Here is a 25,207-nt window from a genome sequence, read left to right as displayed (position 1 = left end):
GGCGGTCACGGCAGTAGGGTGACGCCCGTGGCACCACGACCCTTGCACGAAATCGTAGAAGCCGGCTGGGCGAAGGCCCTGGAACCCGTCGCGGGACAGATCACCGCCATGGGTGAGTTCCTGCGCGCGGAGATCGCCGCGGGACGCACCTACCTCCCGGCCGGGGCGAACGTGCTGCGCGCGTTCCAGCAGCCGTTCGACGAGGTGCGGGTCCTGATCGTCGGCCAGGACCCCTATCCGACGCCGGGACATGCCGTCGGGCTCTCGTTCTCGGTCGCGCCCGAGGTGCGGCCGCTGCCCGGCAGCCTCATCAACATCTATCGCGAGCTGAACACGGACCTGGGTCTGTCACAGCCGTCGAACGGTGACCTGACGCCCTGGACGCGGCAGGGCGTGCTCCTGCTCAACAGGGCGCTCACCACGGCCCCGCGCCGCCCCGCCGCACATCGCGGCAAGGGCTGGGAAGAGGTGACGGAGCAGGCGATCAGGGCGCTGGCCGCGCGCGGCCGTCCGCTCGTGTCCGTCCTGTGGGGCCGCGACGCCCGCAATCTGCGCCCTCTCCTCGGTGACCTGCCGTCCGTGGAGTCCGCACACCCCTCCCCCATGTCGGCCGACCGCGGTTTCTTCGGCTCGCGCCCGTTCAGCCGGGCCAACGACCTGCTGGTGCGGCAGGGCGGGCAGCCGGTGGACTGGCGGCTGCCGTGACACGCGAGCCCGCCGCTGCCGGGCCGGGTGACGGCGGGGACTATCCCGCGGGCACCGATTGGGTCCTCGGCGTCGACTCCGGTGGTTCCGGTCTGCGCGTGGCGCTCGCCTCGGCCGCGGACCTGACCCGTCCCGAGACGACGGTGTCCCGCGAGCCCGTGCGGACCGGCGCGGCGGGCATCGACGCCGGGCATCTGCTCGCACAGATGCTTCCGATGGCCCGGGAGCTGCTCGCCCGCGTCGGCGACCGCGGCCCGGGCGTCCCGCGGCTGAGGGCGGTCGCCGTCGGCGCGGCCGGCATGGCCACCCTCGGCGACGGCCTGCGCGCCGGGCTCCCGGACGCGCTCGCGGCCGAACTGGGCGTGCGGCGGCTCGCGTTGGCCGCGGACGGGGTCACCGCGTACGCGGGCGCGCTCGGCCAGCGGCCCGGCGCGGTCGTCGCCGCGGGCACCGGCATGATCGCGCTCGGCACGGACCTCGGCAGCTGGCGCAGGGCCGACGGCTGGGGGCATCTCCTGGGCGACTGCGGGGGCGGCGCGTGGATCGGCCGTGCGGGCCTGGACGCGGCGATGCGGGCGTACGACGGGCGCCGCGGGGGCTCTGCCGCGCTGCTCGCCCTCGCCGAGGAGCGGTTCGGCCCGGCGGCCGGGCTGCCCGCCCGGATCTATCCGCGTACGGACCGTCCCGCCGTCCTCGCGTCTTTCGCACCTGATGTGGCCCGCGCCGCAGTCGACGACTCCGTGGCCGCCGGAGTCCTGCGCGAGGCGGCCGGCCATATCGCCGAGGCGGCGGCCGCTGTGTGCCCGGCGGGCGAAGGCAGTGAAGTGGCGCTCACCGGCGGTCTGTTCAAGATGGGTGAGCCGCTGCTCGCCCCGCTCCGGGCCGAGCTCGCGGACCAACTCCCGTACGCCGAAGCCGTGTCGGCGACCGGCGACCCCCTGTACGGTGCGCTGGTGATCTCCGCCGCGCTCGCGCTCGACGGCCTGCTCCTGCCGTGCGACGGCAGGCTCCTCCACGTCCCCCCGGAGGGTGCCGACCGCTGAGGGCCGCCCCCTGCGCCCCCTCTGACCTGGACAGTTGAGCCATTCGTCGCCGAAAGGATAAATCCGGACGGATACCGCTCAGCTGCCCCCTCCCCGAACAAGGGAGACCCGCGAGCCAGTAGCATGCGGCGGCATGAGCTCCCCCACTGGGCCTGCATCCGGCCTGCCTGTACGAATGCCGCGACCCCGTCAGCCCGGTCGGCACCGCCGCCCGGAACCCGTGGCCGCCCCCGAGGGCGCACCCGCGCTCGTCCTCGCGGTGCCTGGCACGCCCAGCAGTGCCTCGCGCAGCCTCGCCGAAGAGGTCGTGAGCATCGCCCGCTCCGAGCTGCCGGGCCTCGACGCCCGCATCGGTTACCTCGACGGTGACGACTCGGAGGCCGCCGAGGCTTCCCCGTTCGCCGAGTTCCCCTCCCTTCGTGCCGTGCTCGCGCGCGCCGCGAAGGAGCGCACTGCCCGTTTCGAGCAGGCCCGTGCCGCGGGCGCCGACGTCGCGGAGCCCGACGGACCGGTCGCCGTGGTCGTGCCCCTGCTCGCGGGCCCGGACAGCGCGCTCACGCGCCGCATCCGGCAGGCCGTCATCGACAGCCGTACGGCCGCCGAGCTGACGGATGTCCTCGGCCCGCACCCGCTGCTCGCCGAGGGCCTGCACGTGCGTCTGTCGGAGGCGGGCCTGGCCCGTGCCGACCGCGCCCGGCTGTTCACGGTGGCGACCGCCGCCGACGGGATCATCCTCGCCTCGGTCGGCGGCGACGAGGCCGTCCAGGCGGCCGGGATCACCGGCATGCTCCTGGCCGCGCGCCTCGCGGTGCCGGTCATGGCCGCCGCGCTCGACGAGGAGGGCGCCATCGCGGCGACCGCCGAGCAGCTGCGCGGCTCCGGCTCGCAGCAGCTGGCGCTCGCCCCGTACCTGATCGGCCCGGAGATAGACGCGAGCCTTCTTGAGGCAGCGGCGAACGAGGCCGGCTGCGCCTCCGCCGAGTCGCTGGGCGCCTACCCGGCGATCGGCAAGCTGGCCCTGTCGAAGTACGCGACGGCGCTGGGCATCGCCCCGCAGCAGCCGCAGGGCGCGCCGGCCCTCTAAGGGATCCGGACCGCACGCAGGCACCGGCGACGGGCCCGAACCCCGATGGGGTCGGGCCCGTCGCCGTACCCGCTCGGGACCGGTCCCAGAACCCGCTCAGGACCGGTCTCAGCCGAAGATCACGCAGGACGCGGCGGGCGCCTCGATGGAGCCGCTGCGGCGCGGGAGGCCGGTCTCGCGGTCCACCGCGAACCAGGTCACGTCGCCGGACCGCTCGTTCGCCACGTACAGGAAGCCGCCCGACGGGTGCAGCGCCAGGTCGCGGGGCCAGTCCCCGCCGCAGGACACCGTGGCGCGCAGCGTCGGCCGGTCGCCGGTGGCTTCGAGGGTGAGGACGGAGATGACGTTCGCGCCGCGCGTGGCGGTCCACAGGAAGCGCCCGTCGGGCGCCACGACGACCTCGGACGGAAACGCGTCGCCGTGCGGCGCGTCCGGCAGCACGGAGGTCTCGCCGAGCGGCTGCAGAGCGCCGTCGACGGCGTCCCACTGGCAGACGGTGACGGTCGGTGTCAGCTCGTTCAGGATGTACGCGCGGTCGCCGCGTGGGTGGAACGCCAGGTGCCGCGGTCCCGAGCCGGGCCGCAGCGCGACCTCGCGGTGGACGTCCAGGCGCCCGTCCTTCATCGAGCACACCCGTACGGAGTCGGTGCCGAGGTCCACACTGACGGCCCAACGGCCGCTGGGGTCCGGCACCACCTGGTGGGCATGCGGGCCCTGCTGGCGCTTGGGGTGCGTGCCCGAACCCTCGTGGCGCAGCACGTCGGCGGACTCTCCGTCGAGAGTGCCGTCCGGCCGCAGCTGTACCGAAGTGACACTGCCCGAGCCGTAGTTGGCGGTGAGCAGATGGCCGTCGTACAGGGCGAGATGGGTGGGGCCCGAGCCGCGGACGAGCACGCCGCGCCCGGCGAGTTCCGGCTTTCCGTCCTTGGTACGGAACGCGGCGACGGCTCCCTCGGCGGTCTCGCTCACCGCGTAGAGGATGTCGCCCGCGGGAGAGAGCGCGAGGTAGGACGGGTCGGGGAGCGTGTCGACGGCGCTGAGCACGGTGAGTGAGCCGCTGTCCGCATGGACGGACGTGGTGAGGATCCCGGATCCTCCCGCGGCGGTGAAGGATCCGATGTACGCCCGTCCGCCCTGCCTGTCGCCCACGCGAATCCCCTTGCGCCGCACACACGGTGAGCCCTGTGCTCGCCGTTCGTGCGGCCGACGGTAGCAGCGGGTCCAGGGCCTTTCGTTTGGATCAGGCCGGATCAGGGAGCGCGGTCCGGTGCGGCAGATGCGCGGGCCGGACCCCGCGAGCCCCGAATGATCCGAACGAATGGCCCTAGACCGGGAACTCGCCGGACGCCCTGGCGAGCGCCTCGGGATGCTGCACGTACGCCGGCGTGCGCTCCGTCGTGTCGTACGTGCGGTGGAAGACCGGGGTCGCCGAGCCGGAGATCGGCGGCACGATCCAGGACCAGTCGGCGCCGACGGTACGGCCCTTGCGCTCCTCGCGGTCGAGGTGCGTGAGGAAGCGCCGCGACTCGGTGTGATGGTCCGTGACGGTGACGCCGGCGCGGTCGAAGGAGTACAGGACGGCGCGGTTCAGCTCGACGAGTGCACGGTCCTTCCACAGGGACCGGTCGCTGGTGGTGTCGAGGCCGAGGCGCTCGGCGATGCGCGGCAGGAGGTCGTAGCGGTCGGTGTCGGCGAGGTTGCGGGCGCCTATCTCGGTGCCCATGTACCAGCCGTTGAAGGGGGCGGCCTGGTAGCAGATCCCGCCGATCTCCAGGCACATCGTGGACAGGGCGGGCACGGCGTGCCAGCGCAGCCGCAGCCCGGCCCACCAGTCGAATTCCTCGTGCTCGATGGGCACTTCGAGGACCGCGTCGGGCGGCAGGTCGAAACAGCGCGGCTTGTCGTCGGTGCCCTGGACGATCAGGGGCAGTACGTCGAAGGGGGTGCCGTCCCCGCCGCGCCAGCCGAGGCGCCGGGCGAGCGCGGTGAGGCCCTCGTTGCGCGGGTCGCCGACGACGCGGCCGTCGCGCTGGACGTATCCCGCGTACCGGATGAGCTGTTCGTTCCAGATGCGGGGTCCTGGGCGGTCGGGCGCGTCGGGTGCGAAGACGGTGATCAGAGGACGGATGCGGCCGCCTTGGGATGCCTCGCGCAGATGGTCGGTGCAGGCGGCTGCGATGTCCTCGGCCGCGGTGAGGTGGCGGAAGTCGCGGACGTGCAGGGAGTTCCAGTAGAGGCGGCCGATGCAGCGGTTGGCGTTCCGCCAGGCGACGCGGGCCCCGAAGATGAGCTCGCGCTCGGTGTGGCGATACGTTCCTGTGTCCGCGACCTGGCCGTACACCTCCGCGAGGCGAGCGGACGGGTCGCCGAGCCGCTCCTCGGCGTGGTGGGCGCGAATGAAGCCGGAGGCGGCGGGCCAGAGTTCCGGGGTGCGGGGGGCTGGGTCACGGGGGCCGGGGATGTGGTGGTGGCCGATGCCGGCTGAGGCGAGGGCGTCGGCGTTGGCGTGATACGCGGCGCCCCCTGCCGGACAGCGGTCGTGCCGCTCCTGGAAGCCGCCGTCCCCGGCCGCGGCTCCGTCCCTGGACTCGCCTCGGTCAAGCCAACCCGCGGCTCCATCCCTTGCCTCGGCTCGGTCCAGCCAGCCGGCGGGTCCGTCGGTTCTCTGCGGTGTGTCGGGCATGGCGCACTCCCAGGGGTCCCCGGCCACGGACCCTCCCGCGGGGCCGCGTACTCCGTGCGTCCACATGATGCCGCTTTGTCACCCGTCCGGGGGGGCGATCCGCTATCCACGTGACAGGCGAACGCGCCCCGGAACATGCCGGGGCGTCCGCCTCGCGGGCCGTTGGCGCAGGTGGGAGAGGTGAAGCAGCGCCGCGCCCGTACGCGCGATCGGGCACCGGTTTTTCGAGAGGGGGCGAGCAAGGCAATGCGGGGGCGCGAAATTTGCAGCGCGCCCCCCGCGGCGGGCGGACAGCGCCGCCTCGCCGGCTCAGGCGCCGACCGCGACCCGGTCGGATCCGCGCAGCGGGACGGCGAGTTCGAGCAGGGCCCGCTCCAGCGCGTGGAGGTGCGTCAGCACCGGTTCGCCCTCGACCGCCTGCGGCAGCGCCCCGGCTTCGGCGTGGCGGCGCTGTCCGCCCGCCGGCATGTCGGTGAGCGCCTCGACGGCGGTCTCCACGCGCCAGCAGGCCGCGGCGAGCCGGGCGTCGTGCGAGGCCTCCGGGTCGGCGGCGACGGAGGCGAGCCCGCGCACCTCGCGCGCGCAGTCGTCGAGCAGGGCGAGTACGTGCCGGGCCCGGCCCATCCGCGCCCGCATCGGGCTGAACGGGTGCACCAGGGGAGCCAGCGAGAGCCGCACCCGGCCGAGGATCGACTCCAGCTCGGCCACGCGCCGGGTCGGGTCGGCCGTCGGTGAGCCCGCCAGCCGGGCGGCGGCCTCGGCGGTGCAGGCGTGCACGCAGCGCAGGGCGCGCTCGACCCACGCGTCGGTGACGGAGTGTGTGGTCACCGGCAGCACGAGCAGCACCGCGAGCACCGCACCGAGCGCCCCGACGGCGGTCTCACCGACCCGCAGGGCCAGCAGCGCCGGGTCGAGCACGCCGAGCAGCCCGTAGAGCATGCTCGCCATGACGGTCACGGCGAGCATCATCCACGTGTACGAGACGGCGGCGGTGTAGAAGATCCCGAACACGCTGAGCGCGACGATCACGGCCGCCGCGACGGGCTGGTCGTGCAGCGGCACGGCCACCGCGAAGCCGAGCACGATGCCCAGCACCGTCCCCAGGAACCGGCGGAATCCACGGACCGTCGTCTCGCCGCGGGACGTGGTGTTCACGAACACCCACCACGTGGCGCCCACGGCCCAGTACCAGCGCTGGTCGGACAGCACCTGGCCGAGGGCGAGCGCGAAGCCGGCGCCCACGGTCGCCTGCACGGCCTGCCGCGTCGTGATGCGCGCGAGCCCGCTCCCGCCGGTGGGCGCCGCCACCGCCGCGGGCACCGGCAGCCCGCGCTCGTAGCACCACAGCCCGAACCGCACGACGGACGCGGCGGCGAGCGAGAGGAGTACGGCGGCGTACAGCTCGGGGAGCTGGGCCGGCACGGTGTGCAGGAACTGCGCGGCGAAGAAGGTCATGAACGCGAAGACGCCGAGGGAGTGTCCGCGCGGCCCCCACCGCCGCGCGTACACCCCGGCGCCGACCACGGCGAGGAACGCCAGGTCACGAGCCACGGGTACGTCGTGGAGCGCGGCCGCGAGCCCGAGCACCGGGAGGCCTACGGCCGGAAGCAGCGCGGTCGTCACGGCCTGTCCGCGCACCGTCGCGTCGGTCACGGTGAACAGGGCGAGCAGCGCGGCCAGGCCACCCGTGATGGCCGCGACGAGCGAGTGTCCGGCGAGCCCGCACAGGGCCACCGCGAGGCTGATGCCGAGGACGCCACGAGCCGCGAAGCGCAGCCGCAGCCGCCCCGGATCCGGAGCCATGAACACCCTCTTCAGCACAGCCGCCCACCCTTTCCGCGTCACCGCGAAACTCCGCATGAAAAAGGCGCCGCGGAGATCCCGCAGCGCCATCGACGGGCACATCACAGCATCTCAAGGGCCTATGGATCAACAGCGGGAGAAAGTCTTGGGCCAATGGCCCAGTCAAACGCTCCGCGCGTGGGCCGCGAGGGGACCAACGGACCACGCCGATCATGAAGTGCCGATCATGAAGATCCGGCAACGGGATGCCCCTCACCTCACCGCTGGCCCCCGCGGTGCTGCACAGACGTCGCCGCGTACTTACTGTCGGCTAGTGGGGCACCACACTGCGTGCTCGGGAGCTGGATCGAACGTCCGACCCGGAGGAGTCTGCATGCCTGAGCTGTTCATCGGTGGCAGGTGGATCGCTGCCGTCGACGGGCGGGTGCGAGAGATCCGCTGCCCGGCCGACGGCACGCTGGTCGCCACGGTCGACGAGGCGGGTCCGCAGGACGCGGCGGCGGCGGTCGCCGCGGCCCGTGAAGCCTTCGACCACGGACCGTGGCCCGCCACACCGGCCGCCGAGCGCGGCGCGCTGCTGCTGCGCGTGGCCGCCCTCATCGAGCGTGACAAGGACGCACTCGCCCGCGCCGAATCCCTGGACACCGGGAAACGGCTCGTGGAGAGCGAGTACGACATGGACGACATCGCCAACTGCTTCCGCTACTTCGGCAACCTGGTGGCCGCCGGCGGCACCGACCGGATCGTCGACACCGGCAGCCCCGGCGTGGACAGCCGCGTGGTGCACGTGCCGGTCGGCGTGTGCGGACTGATCACTCCCTGGAACTATCCGCTGCTGCAGACCGCCTGGAAGGTCGCCCCCGCGCTCGGCGCGGGCAACACCTTCGTCCTCAAGCCCAGCGAGCTCACCCCCCACACCGCGATCATCCTGATGCGGCTGCTGGCCGAGGCCGGACTGCCCGACGGGGTCGCCAATCTCGTCCTCGGCACCGGTCCGGACGCGGGGGCACCGCTCACCGAGGACCCTCGGGTCGACATGGTGTCGTTCACCGGTGGTCTCGTCACGGGCCGGCGCATCATGGCCGCGGCCGCGCCCACCGTGAAGAAGGTGGCTCTGGAGCTCGGCGGCAAGAACCCCAACATCGTGTTCGGCGACGCCGACTACGAGACGGCTCTCGACTACGCCCTGATGGCCGTGTTCCTGCACTCCGGTCAGGTCTGTTCGGCCGGGGCGAGGCTGCTGGTCCAGGACGAGCTGCACGACAGGTTCGTCGAGGACCTGGTGGCGCGGGCCCGGGCGATCCCGATGGGCGGCCCGTTCGACGAGGATGCCCGCACGGGCCCGCTGATCTCCGCCGCCCACCGCGACAAGGTCGAGGCATACGTGGCCGCGGGTGTCGCGGAGGGGGCGGTGCTGCGCTGCGGTGGCGTCCGGCCCGAGGACCCGGCGCTGCGGGACGGTTACTACTACCCGCCGACCGTCCTCACCGAGTGCACCCCGCGCATGTCGGTGGTGCGCGACGAATCCTTCGGTCCGGTCCTGACCGTCGAGCGGTTCCGCGACGAGGCCGAGGCGGTCGCCCTCGCGAATGACACCGTCTACGGCCTGACCGGAGCGGTCTGGACGCAGAACGCCGAGCGAGCCGAGCGGGTCGCGTCCCAGCTGGACGCCGGGACCGTATGGATCAACGACTTCCACCCGTACGTGCCGCAGGCCGAGTGGGGCGGTATGAAGCAGTCCGGCGTCGGCCGGGAGCTGGGGCCGACCGGCCTCGCGGAGTACCAGGAGGCCAAGCACATCTGGCGTAACACCGCGCCACGGCCGCAGCGGTGGTTCGAGTGAGCCCTGGGCACGCCACCGGTGCGGGAGAGGAGAGCGGCGATGCCGGACATTCCACCTGACGGGCCTGGTCACGACGCGAGTGGAGACGACCAGGACGCCGCGCTCACGGAGCTGGGCTACAAGCCCGAACTCAAGCGCACCCTCGGCAATTTCCACACCTTCGCCGCCGGAATCAGTTACATCTCGATCCTCACAGGCACCTTCCAGCTGTTCTACTTCGGCGTCAGCTTCGGCGGGCCGGCCTACTGGTGGTCGTGGCCGATGGTCTTCGTCGGGCAGCTGATGGTGGCGCTGAGCTTCTGCGAACTCGCGGCGCGCTTCCCCGTCGCGGGGTCGGTCTACAACTGGGCCAAGCACACGGGCGGTCCGCACATCGGCTGGCTGGCGGGCTGGATGATGACGATCGCGACCATGGTGTCGCTGGCCGCCGTGGCTCTCGCGTATCAGCTGACGCTGCCTCAGATCTCGAGCTTCTTCCAGGTGATCGGCGACGGGACGGGACCGTACGACGCGGCCGCCAACGCCGTGCTCCTGGGCACGATCCTCATCCTCTTCACCACCCTGATCAACGCCTTCGGCGTCAAACTGATGGCGACCATCAACTCCGCCGGGGTGTTCATCGAGCTGATCGCCGCGGTCGTGCTGGTGGGCCTGCTGGCAGCGCACATCACCCGCGGTCCGAGCGCGATCGTCGACACCGACGGCTACGGACAGGGCCAGCCGCTCGGCTACCTCGGCGCGTTCCTGACCGCGTCGCTCGCCTCGGCGTACGTGATGTACGGCTTCGACACCGCCTCCTCGCTCGGCGAGGAGTCCAAAGATCCGGCCCGCAACGCTCCGCGCGCCATCCTGCGCGCACTCACCGCCTCCTTCGTCCTGGGCGGCCTGATCCTGCTCTTCGCGCTGCTCGCCACCCCTGATCTGCAGGCCAAAGAGCTGTCGGTGGACGGCCTGCAGTACGTGGTGAAGGCCACGCTCGGCGAGACGGTCGGCCTGGCCGTGCTGTGGTGCGTCGTCATCGCCATCACCGTGTGCGCCTTGTCCGTACAGACCGCGGGCCTGCGCATGGCGTTCGCGATGGCCCGCGACAACAACCTGCCGGCCGGCTCCAGACTGGCCAGGATCAGCCCGCGGTTCAAGACACCCGTGGTCGCCACGTGCCTGATCGGGATCGTGGCGATCGCCATCCTCGTCGTCAACATCAAGCAACCGCAGATCTTCTCGGTTGTCACCAGCATCGCCATCATCATGATCTACATCGCGTATCTGCTGGTCACGGCGCCCATGCTGGTACAGCGGCTGCGCGGCGAGTGGACTCCCGCGCCCGGCTACTTCTCACTGGGCCGCCTCGGCCTGCCGGTCAACATCCTGGCGGTGCTCTGGGGCGCCGCGATGTCGGTCAACCTGCTGTGGCCGCGCGCCGCCGTCTACAACGCCACCGGACCCCAGCACTGGTACCTGCGATGGGGCGGCGTCCTGTTCGTCGGCATCGTCGCGGCCGCGGGCTTCGCCTACTACTGGTTCGTGCAGCGCAAGAAGACCGGCGTGATCGCCGAACACGCCGTCGGAGGACCGCCGGAGCCCGCACCGGCCCACGGCGGATCCTGAGTCGAGAAGGAGCAGCAGAGGTGGATGAGTTCGATTACGTCGTGGTCGGCGGTGGTACGGCCGGGGCGGTCGTGGCCGCGCGACTGAGCGAGGACCCGGCCGTCACCGTCTGCGTGCTGGAAGCCGGCCCCTCCGACGTCGGCGACGACAGCATCCTGCGGCTCGAGCGGTGGATGGCCCTGCTGGAGTCCGGTTACGACTGGGACTACCCGGTGGAGCCCCAGGAGAACGGCAACAGCTTCCTGCGGCACGCCCGCGCCAAGGTCCTCGGCGGCTGCTCGTCGCACAACTCGTGCATCGCGTTCTGGGCACCGGCCGAGGATCTCGACGAGTGGGAGTCGCTCGGCTGTACGGGGTGGAGCGCCGCGGACTGCTACCCGCTCTACCGGCGCCTGGAGACCAACGACGCGCCCGGGGACCACCATGGCCGCTCCGGCCCCGTCACCATCCGCACGATCCCGCCCGACGATCCCTGCGGCAGGGCCCTGTTGGCGGCCTGCGCCGACGCGGGCATTCCCACCACTCCGTTCAACACCGGCTCCACGGTGGTGCGCGGCGCGCACTGGTTCCAGATCAACGCCCGCGAGGACGGCACCCGTTCGTCCGCGTCCGTGTCGTATCTCCATCCGATTCTCGGCAGCCGGCCGAATCTGGAGATCCGTACCGGGCGCCAGGCCAAGCGGCTGCTGTTCGACGACAGCAATCGCTGCACCGGTGTCGAATACCTGGAGCCCGACACCACCCACAGCGGCTCGGTCGCGGCGCGGCGTGAAGTCATCGTGAGCTGCGGGGCCATCGACTCGCCGAAGCTGCTGATGCTGTCGGGCATCGGACCGGCCGGGGATCTGCAAGATTGCGGCGTCGGCGTGCGGGTGGACTCCCCCGGGGTCGGCTCGCGTCTCCAGGACCATCCCGAGGGTGTGATCATGTGGGAGGCGAAGCAGCCCATGGTCACGAGGTCCACCCAGTGGTGGGAGATCGGCATCTTCACCGGAACCGAACCCGGCCTGGACCGGCCCGACTTGATGTTCCACTACGGCTCGGTGCCCTTCGACATGAACACGTACCGGCGCGGCTACCCGACGACGGACAACGCGTTCTGTCTCACGCCGAACGTCACCCGGGCCCGGTCCATGGGCACGGTGCGACTGCGTACCCGCGACTTCCGTGACAAGCCCAGGGTCGACCCGCGGTACTTCACGGATGAGCACGACATCCGCGTGATGATCCACGGGCTCCGGCTCGCACGGGAGATCGCGGCGCAGGCGCCGATGGCCGCGTGGGCGGGTGCCGAACTCGCCCCGGGCCCGGCGGCCCAGTCCGACGACGAGTTGTTCTCGTACATCAAGGAGACCCACAACACGGTGTATCACCCGGCGGGAACGGTCCGGATGGGGCCGGTGTCCGACGCGGACTCTCCGCTCGACCCGCAACTGCGGGTCAAGGGGGTCAGCGGGCTGCGGGTGGCCGACGCGTCGGTCATGCCGTTCCTGCCCGCCGTCAATCCGTGCATCACGACGATGATGATCGGCGAGAAGTGCGCCGACATGATCAAGGCTGATTGATCCGGGGAGGGTGTTGCCGGTGCGGCATCGACGCGGCGGACCACCCGCCTGCGCGGCCGTCGCGCACGGTTTCGCGGTGACGGAATACAAGATCGTCCACAAGGGTTGCGGCAGACGTCGGACATCGATCCACCTGGCAGCGGGAGACAGCTCATGAGCTTCAGCGACAGCAGCAGCACGCAGGCATCCGCGATCGGCAGGTACGGCCTGTGGAACACCGGGCTGCGCGACCCGGACCCCGCTCGGGTGGCCGAACTCGCCGAAACAGCCGCGGAGTTGGAGCAGCTCGGCTACGGCGCGCTCTGGCTCGGCGGCAGCAGTGGCATCGAACACGCCGCCCCGCTGATCGAGGCCACCTCGAAGATCACCGTCGCGACCGGCATCCTCAGCATCTGGCAGTACGAGGCGCGGGAGACCGCCGACCTCTGGACCGCCCTGGAGGCCGCCCACCCCGGCCGGTTCCTGCTCGGCCTCGGCGTCAGCCACGCGAAGCTCGCCGCGCAGTACAAGCGGCCGTACGGCGCCATGGCCGACTACCTCGACGCACTCGACGCCGCGGGGATTCCGGCCGACCGCCGTGTGCTGGCCGCGCTCGGCCCGCGCATGCTGGAGCTCTCCCGGGACCGTGCCGCCGGCGCGCACCCGTATCTGGTCACCCCGGAGCACACCGCGCAGGCCCGTGAGACGCTCGGCCAGGGGCCGCTGCTCGCGCCGGAGTTCACCGTGGTCCTGGAGGCCGACCCGGACCGCGCCCGGGCGACCGCCCGCGAGACGCTCGCGCTCTATCTGCAGCTGCCCAACTACACCAACAGCTGGCTGCGTCTCGGCTTCACCGAGGACGACTTCGCGAACGGCGGCAGCGACCGGCTCGTCGACGCCCTCTTCGGCTGGGGCGACGAGCAGCGGGTGCGCGAGCGGATCGACTCCTTCCTGGACGCGGGCGCGGACCACGTCGCCATCCAGGTGCTGACCCCGGGCGAGGACCGGGGCGGCCTGCCCCGGGAGAAGTGGCGGCGGCTGGCGACGGTACTGGAACTCTGAGGCCAGGGGCACAGGGCTCGGGGCGTGAAATCCGCGCGTGAACTCCTGTGCCTCCCAGGTCTTCCCCTGTCGCACGCCCGATGCGCAGCGCACCCTCATACGGTTCGGACATGACCGGCGGCAGTGATCCGCGCGGCCACAACCACCGTGAGAGATGAGTGAGTTGGGATGCGAGACATCGTTCTGGGCATGTCGGTTTCCCTCGACGGCTACATCGAGGGACCGGGCCGCGACATCAGCTGGCACCGGGTCGACGAGGAGCTGCACCGGTACTTCAACGCGGAGCTCGCCGGGATGAGCGCCTTCATCGACGGGCGGGTCACCCATGAGCTGATGGTGTCGGTCTGGCCGACCGTCGACGACGACCCGGACTGCGGCGAGACGATGGCCGAGTTCGCCGGCATCTGGCGGAACATGCCCAAGATCGTGTTCTCCAGGACGCTGGAGAACACCGCGGAGAACACCGACTGGAACACGACGATCGTGCGGGACGTCGTCGTGGAGGACATCCTGGCGCTCAAGGCGCAGCCCGGCGGGGACATGTCACTGGGCGGGGCCGGTCTCGCTGCGACGTTCATGGAACTCGACCTGGTCGACGAGTTCCGCGTATACGTCCATCCGGTGCTGATCGGGGGCGGGAAGCCGCTCTTCCCGGCGGCGGGCCGAGCGGTCGCGCTCCGGCTCGTGGAGACCCGGACGTTCGGGAACGGGGTCGTCATGCTGCGCTACCGGCGCGCGTCGGAGGCAGCCTCGTAGCCACCCGTACCGCGGATACGGGACCGCCCCGGTCGGCTGGTGCCGACCGGGGCGGAACGCGTCAGACCGGGAGTGCTCAGGCGAGCGACGCGATGGCCTGGTTGAACGTGGCCGACGGGCGCATGACCGCCGCGGCCTTGGCGGCGTCGGGCTGGTAGTAGCCGCCGATGTCGGCCGGGTTGCCCTGGACGGCGATCAGCTCGTCGACGATCGTCTGCTCCTGCTCGCCGAGGGTCTTGGCGAGCGGCGCGAACGCCTCGGCGAGCTGGGCGTCGTCGGTCTGCTTGGCCAGCTCCTGGGCCCAGTACAGGGCGAGGTAGAAGTGGCTGCCGCGGTTGTCGATGCCGCCCAGCTTGCGGCTCGGCGACTTGTCCTCGTTGAGGAAGGTGCCGGTCGCGCGGTCGAGGGTGTCGCCCAGGACCTTGGCGCGGGCGTTGCCCGTGGTGGTCGCGAGGTGCTCGAAGGAGACGGCGAGGGCGAGGAACTCACCGAGGCTGTCCCAGCGCAGGTAGTTCTCCCTGACGAGCTGCTGGACGTGCTTCGGGGCGGAGCCGCCGGCGCCCGTCTCGAACAGACCGCCGCCGTTCATCAGCGGGACGACGGAGAGCATCTTCGCGCTCGTGCCCAGCTCGAGGATCGGGAAGAGGTCCGTCAGGTAGTCGCGCAGCACGTTGCCGGTGACGGAGATGGTGTCCTCGCCGCGGCGGATGCGCTCCAGGGAGAACGCGGTCGCCTCGACCGGGGACATGATCTCGATCTGCAGACCGTCCGTGTCGTGGTCGGCCAGATACGTCTTGACCTTCTCGATGAGCGTCGCGTCGTGCGCGCGGCCCTCGTCGAGCCAGAACACGGCCGGGTTTCCGGTCGCGCGGGCGCGGGTGACGGCGAGCTTGACCCAGTCCTGGATCGGCAGGTCCTTGGTCTGGCAGGCGCGGAAGATGTCGCCCTCGGCGACCTCCTGCTCCAGGACCACGTTGCCCGCGGTGTCCACGAGGCGGACGGTGCCCGCGGCCGGGATCTCGAAGGTCTTGTCGTGGCTGCCGTACTCCTCGGCCTTCTGCGCCATGAGGCCGACGTTCGGCACCGAGCCCATGGTGGACGGGTCGAAGGCGCCGTTGGCGCGGCAGTCGTCGAGGACGACCTGGTAGACGCCGGAGTAGCTGCTGTCGGGCAGCACCGCGAGGGTGTCGGCCTCCTCGCCGTCCGGGCCCCACATGTGGCCGGAGGTGCGGATCATGGCCGGCATGGACGCGTCGACGATGACGTCGGACGGTACGTGCAGGTTGGTGATGCCCTTGTCGGAGTCGACCATGGCGAGGGCGGGACCCTCGGCGATCTCGGCCTCGAAGGACGCCTTGATCTCGGCGCCCAGGTGGGGCACGGAGTCCAGGCCCTTGAGGATGGTGCCGAGGCCGTCGTTCGGGGACAGGCCGGCGGCGACGAGCGCCTCGCCGTACTTCGCGAACGTCTTCGGGAAGAAGGCGCGCACGACGTGGCCGAAGATGATCGGGTCGGAGACCTTCATCATCGTGGCCTTGAGGTGCACGGAGAACAGGACGCCCTCGGCCTTGGCCTTGGCGATCTGCGCCGTGAGGAACTCGCGCAGCGCGGCGACGCGCAGGACGGAGGCGTCGACGACCTCGCCCGCGAGGACCGGGACGGACTCGCGCAGGACGGTGGTGGTGCCGTCGGCGGCCGCCAGCTCGATGCGCAGGGTGCCGGGCTCGGCGATGACCGCGGACTTCTCGGTGGAGCGGAAGTCGTTGACGCCCATGGTGGCGACGTTGGTCTTCGAATCCGGCGTCCACTTGCCCATGCGGTGGGGGTGGGCCTTGGCGTAGTTCTTGACCGACGCGGGGGCGCGGCGGTCGGAGTTGCCCTCGCGCAGGACCGGGTTGACGGCGCTGCCCTTGACCTTGTCGTAACGGGCGCGGACGTCCTTGTCCTCGTCGGTCTGCGGGTCGTCCGGGTAGTCCGGCAGCGCGTAGCCCTGGCCCTGCAGCTCGGCGATGGCCGCCTTCAGCTGCGGGATGGAGGCCGAGATGTTCGGCAGCTTGATGATGTTCGCGCCGGGCGTCTTCGCCAGCTCGCCGAGCTCGGCGAGCGCGTCGTCGATGCGCTGGCTCTCCGCGAGGCGCTCCGGGAAGCTGGCGATGATCCGCCCGGCCAGCGAGATGTCGCGGCTCTCCACACTGACGCCGGCGGTCGAGGCGTAGGCCTCGACCACGGGCAGGAACGAATACGTCGCGAGGGCCGGGGCCTCGTCGGTGTGCGTATAGATGATGGTCGAGTCAGTCACCGGGTGCTCCGCTCCACAGTCTGCGTCTCTCGTCTGCAACATTGCTCGACATCAAGATATCTCGTGACCGACCCCCACTCGACAGGACCCCGCACCGGATACGGCACCGGATCCAGGCCCCCTCCCCCGGCACACGCCGCCGGCCCACCCAATCCCGGATCCTCTGGACCATTGGTACAGTCATCCGGCGATCACCGCCCCGCGAAGGAGGCCGCAGCCCATGGCCGTGGACGAGTTGGACACCCGCATCCTGCGTCTCCTCCTGGAGCAGCCGCGCACGAGCGTGCGTGAGTACGCCCGCATCCTCGGCGTGGCCCGCGGCACGCTCCAGGCGCGCCTCGACCGGCTGGAGCGCGACGGGGTGATCACCGGCACCGGCCCGGCCCTCTCCCTCACCGCGCTCGGCCACCCGGTCCTCGCGTTCGTCCACATCGAGGTCACGCAGGGCCATCTCGAAGAGGTGGGCGACGCGCTCGCAGGCGTCCCGGAGATCATCGAGGCCTTCTCGATCACCGGCGGCGGAGACCTCCTGACGCGGGTGGCGGCCCGCGACAACGGTCATCTGGAGGACATCGTCCAGCAGCTCAACCGGCTGCCCGGAGTGGTCCGCACCCGTACCGAGGTCGCGCTGCGCGAGCGCGTGCCGCACCGGGTCCTGCCGCTCGTCTCGGCGATCGGCCGGGCCGCCGCCGAGCGCCGGTGACCACGGCCTTGGCATCCTGGAGCGCATGAGCACCCTGGGCAGCACCGCCGTCGTCTTCGATCTCGACGGAACCCTCGTGGACAGCGAGCCGAACTATTTCGAGGCGACCCGGCGCACCCTCGCCGAGCACGGCGCCCCGGACTTCACCTGGCGGGAACACGAGTCGTACGTCGGTATCAGCACCCAGGAGACCATCGAGGGCCTGCGGCGCACGTACGGCATCCAGGCCCCGGCCGAGGTACTGCTCACGGAGATGAGCACCCGCTATCTGACTCTCGCCCGGGCCGCCACGGCGGTCTATCCGCAGATGCGGAAGTTCGTGGAGCGGCTGTACGAGGCGGGGGTGCCGATGGCCGTCGCGTCCGGATCGCCGCCCGAGGCCATCGACGCGGTCCTGTCCGGCACCGGCCTCGACGCACAGCTGAGGGTCTTCGTCTCGGCGGACCAGGTCGCCCACGGCAAGCCGGCGCCCGACGTGTTCCTGGAGGCGGCGCGCAGGCTCGGCGTGATGCCCGCGCACTGCACGGTGGTGGAGGACGCGATTCCGGGGGCCGCGGCCGCGCATGCCGCGGGGATGCGGTGCATCGCGATCCCGTTTGTGCCCGCGCAGGCCGACGATCCCGCGTTCGCCACGGCGGGGCTGCTGTTCCGGGGCGGGCAGCGGGAGTTCACGGCCGAGGCCGCGTACGACTGGCTGGCGAGGACGGCTGCTGCGGGCATGTGAACGCCAGGGTTCCCTGGGCAACAGCTGACGTCTCCGGACGGATCGGCTCCGGACAGATCGGCTCCGGACAGATCGGCTCTGGACGGATCGTCCAGCTATTTATAAACTGTCAGCATGTCCGAACCCGGTCACACCCATCTCATGGAGCAGCTCCAGGAGGTCGCCAAGGGGCTCGCGGCCACGTTCGCGCCGTTCTGCGAGGTCGTCGTGCACGACCTCGACGACCCGGACCACGCGATCGTCGCCATCGAGAACAACCTGTCGGGCCGTTCCGTGGGCGATCCCGCCACCGAACTCGGGCTCGCGCGTCTGGCCGACGACGCGTACCCGCAGATCGTGGCGAACTACCCGAACCGGTTCGCGGACGGCCGCCGGGTCAAGAGCACGTCGATCGGTATCAAGGACGAGCGGGGCCACTACGCCGGCGCGCTCTGCCTGAACATCGACATGACCGTCTTCGACGGTATCGGGACCGTGCTCGACCACTTCGGCCGCTCCGACGGTGCCGCCGCCCCCGCCGAGTCGCTCGACCCGGCGAACGGCGACGCCATCCGCGCCCGTATCGACGCGTTCGCCGCCGACCGCGCGACCACGCCGCGCGCCCTGCGGACGGCTCAACGCCGGGAGCTGGTACGGGAGTTGAAGGCCCAGGGCTTCATGGAAGTACGCCGGTCGGCCGGCATCGTCGCCGACCACCTGGGTGTGTCGAGGGCGACGGTGTACGCGGATGCCAAATGAGGCGGACGCCAAATGAGAGGGAGTCACCCATGACCGACCTGCCGACCTACGACGACGTGGTGCGCGCGCACGAGCGCGTCGCGCCGCACGCCCACCGCACCCCCGTGCTCACCTCGCGCCTCACCGACTCCGAACTCGGCTTCTCGCTCCATTTCAAGTGCGAGAACTACCAGCGCATGGGCGCCTTCAAGTTCCGCGGCGCGTTCAACGCGCTGTCCAGGTTCTCCCCTGAGCAGCGCCGCGCCGGCGTCGTCGCCTACTCGTCCGGCAACCACGCCCAGGCCGTGGCGCTGTCCGCCGCCATCCTGGACATGCCCGCGACCATCGTCATGCCGCACGACGCGCCCGCGGCCAAGCTGGCCGCCACCAAGGGGTACGGCGCGGAGCTCGTGATGTACGACCGCTACACCGAGAACGTCGAGGAGATCGGGCACCGGGTCGCCGCCGAGCGTGGCCTGACGCTGATTCCCCCGTACGACCACCCGGATGTGCTGGCGGGTCAGGGCACCGCGGCCAAGGAGCTGTTCGAGGAGGTCGGCGAACTCGACGCGCTGTTCGTGCCGTTGGGCGGCGGCGGGCTGCTCTCCGGGTCGATCCTCGCCGCCCGCGCCCTGTCCCCTGGCTGCGCCGTCTACGGCGTCGAACCCGAGGCGGGCGACGACGGCAGGCAGTCCCTGCGAGCGGGCCGCATCATCGACATCGACACCCCGCAGACGATCGCGGACGGCGCGCAGACACGGCACCTCGGCAAGCACACCTTCGCCGTCATCAAGGACGGCGTCGACGACATCCTCACCGCCACGGACGACCAGCTCGTCGAGTGCATGCGGATCTTCCACACCCGGATGAAGACCGTCGTCGAGCCGACGGGCTGCCTCGGTTTCGCCGCCGCCCGCGCCCTGGCCGGGCAGCTGAGCGGCCGCCGCGTCGGTGTGATCGTCAGCGGCGGCAACGTCGACGTCGAACGCTTCACGGAGCTGCTCCGGCCCTGATATGAGGCGCCACTCAGCAGGTCTGCTTCCTGAACAGCGCCGCGCCCTCAACAGCGCGTCGCCCTCAGTAGCGCTGCGCCTTGGCGATCTTCGCCGTCAGCTTCATCTCCGGGGGCTTGCGGCTGATGGCGAGCGGCTGGGCCCGCTTGCCGGGGTCGAGGTTCTCCGCGCCGACGTACCGGGTCTCGACGACCTTGCCGTCGGCGTCCTTGAAGTCGACCTGCACGGCGTACGACGCCTTCTTGTCGGTGCGGTTGGTGATGTTGACGACGACGGCGAACACGCCGCCCGTCTGGGACCGCGGCTTCCCGGTGAGGGCGACGTCGGCCGTGGCATTGCCCTGGCCCTTGACCTTCAGGAGTTCACTGGCGGCCGCGGCGTTGGCCCGCTCCACCTCGGCCGACACGGACGCCTCGAACTCCGAGGCCCTGGCCGACGCGGAGCTCGCGGCCGCCGAGGCCTCCGCCTTCGCCGAGGCGACGGCCGACTCGGCGGCCGACGCCATCGCGGAGGGCGGGGTGCCCGAGAAAGAAGCCGTATTGGGGGGTGTAGGGCGCGGGCTGACGCTCGACGAGCTGTCGTTGCCGCTGTCCGTGCTGCATGACACGAGGGCCGCGGCGCTTGTGGTGGCGGCGAGCACCGCGAGGACGGCCGTCATGGACCGTCGCCGGCGCGGCGCCGGCCTCTTCGCGGGGGAACCGGCATTCATTCAGACGTCTCCTTGCATCTTGTTGCATCTTTGCGAAAGCTCTGACTCAGTAGCGCAGGATGGCGACGATTCCCGTCCCGTCCGGGAGAGTTCCGTCAGGGAGGGTCCCGTCAGGGACGAAACGCACCTCGGCGCCCGTCTCCAGGGCCCGTTCGACCAACTCGTCGACGATGTCGTCGTGGGCGTCCAGGTCACCGGGCTCGGCCGGGACCAGGTGGTCGCCGTCCAGCCGGACAGTGGTGCGGAAGTGCTCCTCCACGACGAGTACGCGGACCCGCCCGGCGGCGACGTGCTCCCCCACCTCGTCCACGCCCGCGGCGAACTCCCGCCAGCCCCGCGCGCGCTCGACGTCCGCCATGGTGGCGGCCACGCGTTGCTGCTCCTGTGCGGTGACGGCGGGCAGGACGGCCTCGCGCACAGCCTCGGCGCCGGCGCTCGCGAGCCCGCCGTGGGCCACGGGGACGGCGTGCTCGGTGGCGGTTCCGACCTCGTTCAGCAGGGTGACGGCCGCCTGCTCACCGGCGACGTACAGCGGCGCGGTAGGAGCGAGGGCCTCGTCGAGCGCTGTGTCGACCGCCCGCAGAAACTGGCGGGTCCGCTCGTCGCGGTAGGTGCTCGGCAGGTCCCCTACGCGCTCCTTGCGCTCGGCGTCGGGGTCGTCCAGGCTCCGGGTCAGCGGGAACCCGGCGATGCGCTGCTCCACCAGACGCCGCGCGTCACCCCTCCACAGCGCGGCACGGTCCGCCGAGACGGCGAGGACCCAGTAGGGCTGTTCGGCGGTGTACGCGGCCACGAGATTGCGGGTCAGGAAGGTGTCCGCGAGGACGACCCGTTCGGGGACGGTGCGCGGCAGCGACCATACGTGGTGCTCGCCCGGGGAGGCGAAGATCGCCAGACCGTCCTCGGCGTGGTCGAGGTCGATCTCCGCGAGCGCCAGATCCAGCTGCTCGACGACGTCCTGGCGGCGCTCCGGGCTCACCGCGGGATCGGCGTCCAGCTCCTTGGCGGCGTCGGCCAGCAGATTGCGCAGCCGGATGGGGTCCTGCGCGTTGTCCGGCTTGCGCCGGTGCGTGGGCACGAGCACGGACACCGCCGGATACTGCCGGGGCCGTCGCAGAGAGGCGAGCACGGCCGGGGTCAGTTCGGACTGCATGGGAGCGCCTTCCGGAGGCGTGAGGGTTTCACAAGGCTTCCTCGATGCACGATATGCCCGAATTCCCGGTCCGGCGCGCGGCGCTGCTCCCCAACCACCCTTCGAGGGGCGTCCAGGGCCTTTTGCGAATATTGTCGTCGCCTGTCGGATCCGACGCCCACGGCCGGAGGAAGACATGACGAGGGCAAAAGACACATCGTGACCAGCAACGACATCACTCCCCTGCCGCCGCTCGGCGTCCACTCCGAGGTCGGCACGCTGCGCAAGGTCCTGGTGTGCGCGCCCGGCCTCGCCCACCGCAGGCTCACCCCGACGAACTCGGACGACCTCCTCTTCGACGACGTGATGTGGGTGGAGAACGCCCAGCGCGACCACGCCGACTTCGTCGGCAAGCTGCGCGGGCGCGGCGTCGACGTCGTCGAACTGCACGAACTCCTCACCGAGACGATGACGATCCCCGAGGCGAAGGCCTGGCTGCTCGACCGCAAGATCGTCGCGAACGAGGTCGGGCTCGGCCTCATGGACGACACCCGGGCCTTCCTCGACGAGCTCAGCCCGCACCGTCTCACCGAGTACCTGATCGGCGGCCTGGCCACCACCGACCTGCCGGACGAGTTCCGCTCCGACTACGTCGCCCTCGTCCGCGAGTCGACGGGCGTACGCGAGTACCTGATGCCACCCCTGCCCAACACCCTCTACACCCGCGACACGACGTGCTGGCTGTACGAAGGCGTCACTCTCAACCCGCTGTACTGGCCCGCACGCCGCGACGAGACGCTGCTGATGAAGGCGATCTACACGTTCCACCCCGCCTTCATGGGCTCCACCGTGTGGTGGGGGGACCCGGAACGGGACTGGGGCCAGGCCACGTTCGAGGGCGGCGACATCATGCCCGTGGGCAACGGCATCGTCCTGATGGGCATGAGCGAGCGCACCTCACGCCAGGCGATCACCCAGGTGGCAGCCGCGCTGTTCGAGAACGGCGCGGCGGAACAGGTCATCGTCGCCGGCCTGCCGAAGCTGCGGTCCGCCATGCATCTGGACACCGTCTTCACCTTCGCGGACCGCGACATCGTCACGCTCTACCCGGCCATCATGGACGCAGTCCACACCTTCACGCTGCGCCCCGGCGGCGATCCGTGCGGCCTCCACATCACCGACGAGGGCTCGCGCCCGTTCGTCGACGTCGTGGCGAAGGCTCTCGGCCTCGGCGCACTGCGTGCGATCGAGACCGGCGGCGACGTCTACGCCTCCGAGCGCCAGCAGTGGGACAGCGGCAACAACGCCGTGGCGATCGAGCCCGGCGTCGTCATCACGTACGACCGCAACACCCAGACGAACACCCTGCTGCGCAAGGCGGGCGTCGAGGTCATCACCATCGTCGGCGCGGAGCTCGGCCGCGGCAGAGGAGGCGGGCACTGCATGACATGCCCGCTGATCCGGGACCCGGTCGACTTCTGACCGGCGCCGAGTCCGCCCGGCTCAGCTGTCGTACGCGTAGAAGCCCCGGCCGGACTTCCGGCCGAGGGCGCCCGCGGCGACCATGCGGCGCAGCAGCGGCGGGGGCGCGTACAGCGGCTCCTTGAACTCGTCGTACATCGACTCCGCGATGGACTGGGCGGTGTCGAGGCCGATGAGGTCGAGGAGGCGCAGCGGGCCCATGGGGTGGGCGCAGCCGAGCACCATGCCGTTGTCGATGTCCTCGGCGGACGCGGCGCCCGACTCCAGCATCCTGACCGCGGCGACGAGGTAAGGGATCAGCAGGGCGTTGACGACGAAACCCGCCCGGTCCTGGGCGTGGACGACGGTCTTGCCGAGCCGCCGCTCGGCGAAGTCCGTCACCGCGTCGGTGACGGACTGCGCGGTGAGCTGGGTCGGTATGACCTCGACGAGGCGCTGTACGGGTACGGGGTTGAAGAAGTGGACGCCGACGACCTGCTCGGGGCGCGAGGTGACCGCGGCGAGGTCGATGATCGGGATGGAGGAGGTGTTGGAGGCGATGACCGCGTCCCCGCCCCCGAGCACCCGGTCGAGCTCCTTGAACACAGCGGTCTTCACGTCAGGCTGCTCGGCGACGGCCTCGACGACCAGGTCGCGGTCGGCGAAGTCCTCGAGGTCGGTGGTGAACTCCAGCCTGGCGAGGGCGGCTTCACGCTCGTCCGCGCTCAGCTTCCCGCTGCGCAGGCCGCGGTCGAGGGACGCGGTGATACGGGACCGGCCCGCCGCGAGCGCCTCTTCACCGCGCTCGGCGACCAGGACGTCCAGACCGGCGCGGGCGCAGACCTCCGCGATGCCCGATCCCATCAGGCCGCAGCCCACCACGCCCACTCCGGCGAACTCACGCATCGAAGAACGTCCTCTCTCACGGCGGCTCACGCTTGCCGGGCCGCCAGTTGTCGAAATACGGCAGGGTCACTGCCAGTCGGTGCGTCCGCCCGTGTCGCACAGCTCGAAGACCACTTCCCCGGCGTCGGGGTCGCTGCCGGCCACGGGTCGCACCCGGGCCCCGATCCACACCAGGTTCGGGGCGGCGCCGACGACGCGGCACCGGAACACGAATCCTTCGGGGAAGCGGACGAGGGACTCGTTGCGCGCCGTCCCCGTGTACCGGTTCACGACACTGGACTGCACGACGACGCCGAGCCCTTCGCTGTGTTCGGGCTGGAGATCGCTCGACGCGCACACCGGGCACAGGAGCCGCCTGAAGGAGGCGGTGCCGCACCATCGGCAGCGCTGGATCGTCAGGCCGGCGCCCTCGCGCCGGGTCGGCGGGGTATGGGACACCTCGTGCCCGGTAGGCGCGGTGTGGATTGCTGTCTCGGACACGGCTCGGCCCCCTGCGCTCGGCTCTGATGCGCGGCGCCATCGCGTCGGCGCCTCCGCACCGTATGGCACTCAGTGTCGGACTGTAAAGGTACTGAGTGCCAAATCTGGCCGGATCCGCCCCGGGTCGGAGTCCTCAGCCCTGCCCGAGGGCCGACTCGATCTGCTGGACGACCTGCCACATCGGGGCGCCCTTCGGGGCGACCATCACGACCACCTCGTCCTCCGTGGCGGCCCGGGTCACCCCCTCGTCCGCGCCGCTCCACACACCGCGCACCATCGCGAGAGCGTGGTCCACGGCCGCGTACGGGTCCCCTTCACCACCCGAACGGAGCCAGGAGCGGAGCCCGTTGTTATGGGCTGCGACGACGGACGCGGCGATCACCTCGGCCCGCAGGCCGCCGTCCCGCTCCCCCTCGAAACGCGCCCGCAGATAGCCCGCGAGCGTGCGCTCGTAGCGCCGCACCACCGAAAGTTCGTACGTCCGCAGGCCCGGCACCTCACGCGTGAGGCGGTAACGCTGCACGGAGAACTCGGGGTTGGCCGCGTACATGCGCAGCACGAGACGCGCCGCGTCGGAGACGGTGGCCACCGGGTCACTGCCGTCGGCCTCTTCGAGGAACGCGGTCATGTCGGCGAGGCAGCGCTCGTGATCCGGGAAGACCGCGTCCTCCTTGGACGGGAAGTACCGGAAGAACGACCTGCGCCCGACGCCCGCCCGGGCGACGATGTCGTCGACCGTGGTCCGCTCGAAACCCCGGTCGAGGAAGAGCTGGAACGCCGCCTCGGCGAGCACCTCGCGCATCGGCGCTTTCTTGGCCGGTCTGGTCGCCTCAGTCATGCCGGGAACGTAACACCGAAGCGGCTCCTCTGGCACCACGTACCTTGCCAGAGGGTACTGAGTGCCATAGTGTCGCTTTCAGGAACCACACAGG

Annotated in this window: 22 protein-coding genes; 13 read left to right on the top strand and 9 right to left on the bottom strand. The window is 71.2% G+C overall.

Features of this window, described 5'->3' with window-relative positions:
- Positions 1 to 27 precede the first annotated feature (27 nt).
- From ACIPWY_RS38375 to ACIPWY_RS38365, 3 genes are all read left to right on the top strand, one after another.
- The gene (locus tag ACIPWY_RS38375; RefSeq protein WP_362910123.1) at positions 28 to 705 is read left to right on the top strand and encodes a uracil-DNA glycosylase; all 678 of its coding nucleotides are present in this window, start codon (positions 28 to 30) and stop codon (positions 703 to 705) included.
- Complete coding sequence (locus ACIPWY_RS38370; protein WP_393705713.1) at positions 702 to 1,748, top strand: N-acetylglucosamine kinase; 1,047 nt, start codon at positions 702 to 704, stop codon at positions 1,746 to 1,748. Before ACIPWY_RS38375 ends, ACIPWY_RS38370 begins: the two co-directional genes overlap by 4 nt.
- Positions 1,749 to 1,881: 133 nt before the next feature.
- Positions 1,882 to 2,832, top strand: a complete 951-nt coding sequence (locus ACIPWY_RS38365) for a hypothetical protein (RefSeq protein WP_362910125.1) — start codon at positions 1,882 to 1,884, stop codon at positions 2,830 to 2,832.
- A gap of 108 nt (positions 2,833 to 2,940) precedes the next feature.
- Here ACIPWY_RS38365 and ACIPWY_RS38360 read toward each other — a convergent pair whose 3' ends face one another.
- The 3 genes from ACIPWY_RS38360 to ACIPWY_RS38350 form a co-directional block, all read right to left on the bottom strand.
- Positions 2,941 to 3,981, bottom strand: coding sequence for a lactonase family protein (locus tag ACIPWY_RS38360; protein ID WP_393705714.1), 1,041 nt, complete (start codon positions 3,979 to 3,981; stop codon positions 2,941 to 2,943).
- A 175-nt stretch (positions 3,982 to 4,156) separates the two neighbouring features.
- A complete protein-coding gene (locus ACIPWY_RS38355; RefSeq protein ID WP_393705715.1) occupies positions 4,157 to 5,515 on the bottom strand; it encodes a nitric oxide synthase oxygenase in 1,359 nt (452 codons plus the stop codon).
- A 309-nt stretch (positions 5,516 to 5,824) separates the two neighbouring features.
- Complete coding sequence (locus tag ACIPWY_RS38350) at positions 5,825 to 7,336, bottom strand: FUSC family protein (RefSeq protein WP_362910129.1); 1,512 nt, start codon at positions 7,334 to 7,336, stop codon at positions 5,825 to 5,827.
- Positions 7,337 to 7,691: 355 nt separating this feature from the next.
- Here ACIPWY_RS38350 and ACIPWY_RS38345 point away from each other — a divergent pair, with 355 nt between their 5' ends.
- The 5 genes from ACIPWY_RS38345 to ACIPWY_RS38325 all read left to right on the top strand — a co-directional run bounded on the left by ACIPWY_RS38345 (position 7,692) and on the right by ACIPWY_RS38325 (position 14,131).
- On the top strand, positions 7,692 to 9,161 hold the full coding sequence (locus ACIPWY_RS38345) for an aldehyde dehydrogenase family protein (RefSeq protein ID WP_393705716.1): 1,470 nt from the start codon (positions 7,692 to 7,694) through the stop codon (positions 9,159 to 9,161).
- 39 nt (positions 9,162 to 9,200) lie between these two features.
- A complete protein-coding gene (locus ACIPWY_RS38340) occupies positions 9,201 to 10,769 on the top strand; it encodes an APC family permease (RefSeq protein WP_393705717.1) in 1,569 nt (522 codons plus the stop codon).
- Positions 10,770 to 10,789: 20 nt separating this feature from the next.
- Entirely contained in the window at positions 10,790 to 12,334 is a 1,545-nt protein-coding gene (locus ACIPWY_RS38335; RefSeq protein WP_393705718.1) for a GMC family oxidoreductase, read from the top strand.
- Between the two features lie 153 nt (positions 12,335 to 12,487).
- Entirely contained in the window at positions 12,488 to 13,375 is an 888-nt protein-coding gene (locus ACIPWY_RS38330) for an LLM class F420-dependent oxidoreductase (RefSeq protein ID WP_362910137.1), read from the top strand.
- 168 nt (positions 13,376 to 13,543) lie between these two features.
- The gene (locus ACIPWY_RS38325; RefSeq protein ID WP_362910139.1) at positions 13,544 to 14,131 is read left to right on the top strand and encodes a dihydrofolate reductase family protein; all 588 of its coding nucleotides are present in this window, start codon (positions 13,544 to 13,546) and stop codon (positions 14,129 to 14,131) included.
- A 76-nt stretch (positions 14,132 to 14,207) separates the two neighbouring features.
- Here the strand turns inward: ACIPWY_RS38325 and ACIPWY_RS38320 are convergent, their stop codons facing one another.
- A complete protein-coding gene (locus ACIPWY_RS38320) occupies positions 14,208 to 16,430 on the bottom strand; it encodes an NADP-dependent isocitrate dehydrogenase (RefSeq protein ID WP_362910140.1) in 2,223 nt (740 codons plus the stop codon).
- A 220-nt stretch (positions 16,431 to 16,650) separates the two neighbouring features.
- Between ACIPWY_RS38320 and ACIPWY_RS38315 the strand changes: the two genes are divergently transcribed.
- From ACIPWY_RS38315 to ACIPWY_RS38300, 4 genes are all read left to right on the top strand, one after another.
- A complete protein-coding gene (locus ACIPWY_RS38315; protein WP_362910142.1) occupies positions 16,651 to 17,133 on the top strand; it encodes an Lrp/AsnC family transcriptional regulator in 483 nt (160 codons plus the stop codon).
- A gap of 25 nt (positions 17,134 to 17,158) precedes the next feature.
- Positions 17,159 to 17,857, top strand: a complete 699-nt coding sequence (locus ACIPWY_RS38310; protein ID WP_393705719.1) for an HAD family hydrolase — start codon at positions 17,159 to 17,161, stop codon at positions 17,855 to 17,857.
- Between the two features lie 114 nt (positions 17,858 to 17,971).
- The gene (locus tag ACIPWY_RS38305; protein ID WP_362910146.1) at positions 17,972 to 18,595 is read left to right on the top strand and encodes a PAS domain-containing protein; all 624 of its coding nucleotides are present in this window, start codon (positions 17,972 to 17,974) and stop codon (positions 18,593 to 18,595) included.
- Between the two features lie 29 nt (positions 18,596 to 18,624).
- A complete protein-coding gene (locus ACIPWY_RS38300; RefSeq protein ID WP_362910148.1) occupies positions 18,625 to 19,587 on the top strand; it encodes a threo-3-hydroxy-L-aspartate ammonia-lyase in 963 nt (320 codons plus the stop codon).
- Between the two features lie 64 nt (positions 19,588 to 19,651).
- Here ACIPWY_RS38300 and ACIPWY_RS38295 read toward each other — a convergent pair whose 3' ends face one another.
- Both ACIPWY_RS38295 and ACIPWY_RS38290 read right to left on the bottom strand, forming a co-directional pair.
- Positions 19,652 to 20,296 carry a hypothetical protein gene (locus ACIPWY_RS38295; RefSeq protein ID WP_362910150.1) on the bottom strand — a complete coding sequence of 215 codons (645 nt, stop codon included), beginning with the start codon at positions 20,294 to 20,296 and terminating at the stop codon, positions 19,652 to 19,654.
- A gap of 46 nt (positions 20,297 to 20,342) precedes the next feature.
- On the bottom strand, positions 20,343 to 21,449 hold the full coding sequence (locus tag ACIPWY_RS38290) for a chemotaxis protein (RefSeq protein ID WP_401536876.1): 1,107 nt from the start codon (positions 21,447 to 21,449) through the stop codon (positions 20,343 to 20,345).
- A gap of 198 nt (positions 21,450 to 21,647) precedes the next feature.
- On the opposite strand from ACIPWY_RS38290, the gene ACIPWY_RS38285 reads away from it, so the two are divergent.
- Positions 21,648 to 22,910 carry an arginine deiminase gene (locus ACIPWY_RS38285; RefSeq protein ID WP_362910154.1) on the top strand — a complete coding sequence of 421 codons (1,263 nt, stop codon included), beginning with the start codon at positions 21,648 to 21,650 and terminating at the stop codon, positions 22,908 to 22,910.
- 21 nt (positions 22,911 to 22,931) lie between these two features.
- On the opposite strand, the gene ACIPWY_RS38280 is transcribed toward ACIPWY_RS38285, so the two are convergent.
- The 3 genes from ACIPWY_RS38280 to ACIPWY_RS38270 all read right to left on the bottom strand — a co-directional run bounded on the left by ACIPWY_RS38280 (position 22,932) and on the right by ACIPWY_RS38270 (position 25,077).
- Positions 22,932 to 23,795 (bottom strand): 3-hydroxybutyryl-CoA dehydrogenase, encoded by an 864-nt coding sequence (locus ACIPWY_RS38280; protein WP_362910156.1) that lies wholly within the window; start codon positions 23,793 to 23,795, stop codon positions 22,932 to 22,934.
- A gap of 66 nt (positions 23,796 to 23,861) precedes the next feature.
- Positions 23,862 to 24,275, bottom strand: coding sequence for a Zn-ribbon domain-containing OB-fold protein (locus ACIPWY_RS38275; RefSeq protein ID WP_393705720.1), 414 nt, complete (start codon positions 24,273 to 24,275; stop codon positions 23,862 to 23,864).
- A 133-nt stretch (positions 24,276 to 24,408) separates the two neighbouring features.
- Positions 24,409 to 25,077, bottom strand: coding sequence for a TetR family transcriptional regulator (locus ACIPWY_RS38270; RefSeq protein ID WP_393705724.1), 669 nt, complete (start codon positions 25,075 to 25,077; stop codon positions 24,409 to 24,411).
- Positions 25,078 to 25,207: the final 130 nt, after the last annotated feature.

It is taken from the genome of Streptomyces sp. NPDC090032, from assembly GCF_044748025.1.
Lineage (GTDB): Bacteria > Actinomycetota > Actinomycetes > Streptomycetales > Streptomycetaceae > Streptomyces.
Note: the sequence above shows the minus strand (reverse complement) of the source record. Positions and strands in the feature narration are given on the sequence as shown.

What these genes read in the sequence shown, in the direction of transcription:
- ACIPWY_RS38295 (WP_362910150.1), bottom strand. Translation starts at nt 20,296, where the DNA reads ATGAATGCCGGTTCCCCCGCGAAGAGGCCGGCGCCGCGCCGGCGACGG.
- ACIPWY_RS38345 (WP_393705716.1), top strand. Translation starts at nt 7,692, where the DNA reads ATGCCTGAGCTGTTCATCGGTGGCAGGTGGATCGCTGCCGTCGACGGG.
- ACIPWY_RS38310 (WP_393705719.1), top strand. Translation starts at nt 17,159, where the DNA reads ATGAGCACCCTGGGCAGCACCGCCGTCGTCTTCGATCTCGACGGAACC.
- ACIPWY_RS38300 (WP_362910148.1), top strand. Translation starts at nt 18,625, where the DNA reads ATGACCGACCTGCCGACCTACGACGACGTGGTGCGCGCGCACGAGCGC.
- ACIPWY_RS38355 (WP_393705715.1), bottom strand. Translation starts at nt 5,515, where the DNA reads ATGCCCGACACACCGCAGAGAACCGACGGACCCGCCGGCTGGCTGGAC.
- ACIPWY_RS38290 (WP_401536876.1), bottom strand. Translation starts at nt 21,449, where the DNA reads ATGCAGTCCGAACTGACCCCGGCCGTGCTCGCCTCTCTGCGACGGCCC.
- ACIPWY_RS38305 (WP_362910146.1), top strand. Translation starts at nt 17,972, where the DNA reads ATGTCCGAACCCGGTCACACCCATCTCATGGAGCAGCTCCAGGAGGTC.
- ACIPWY_RS38365 (WP_362910125.1), top strand. Translation starts at nt 1,882, where the DNA reads ATGAGCTCCCCCACTGGGCCTGCATCCGGCCTGCCTGTACGAATGCCG.
- ACIPWY_RS38280 (WP_362910156.1), bottom strand. Translation starts at nt 23,795, where the DNA reads ATGCGTGAGTTCGCCGGAGTGGGCGTGGTGGGCTGCGGCCTGATGGGA.
- ACIPWY_RS38315 (WP_362910142.1), top strand. Translation starts at nt 16,651, where the DNA reads ATGGCCGTGGACGAGTTGGACACCCGCATCCTGCGTCTCCTCCTGGAG.
- ACIPWY_RS38340 (WP_393705717.1), top strand. Translation starts at nt 9,201, where the DNA reads ATGCCGGACATTCCACCTGACGGGCCTGGTCACGACGCGAGTGGAGAC.
- ACIPWY_RS38325 (WP_362910139.1), top strand. Translation starts at nt 13,544, where the DNA reads ATGCGAGACATCGTTCTGGGCATGTCGGTTTCCCTCGACGGCTACATC.
- ACIPWY_RS38270 (WP_393705724.1), bottom strand. Translation starts at nt 25,077, where the DNA reads ATGCGCGAGGTGCTCGCCGAGGCGGCGTTCCAGCTCTTCCTCGACCGG.
- ACIPWY_RS38330 (WP_362910137.1), top strand. Translation starts at nt 12,488, where the DNA reads ATGAGCTTCAGCGACAGCAGCAGCACGCAGGCATCCGCGATCGGCAGG.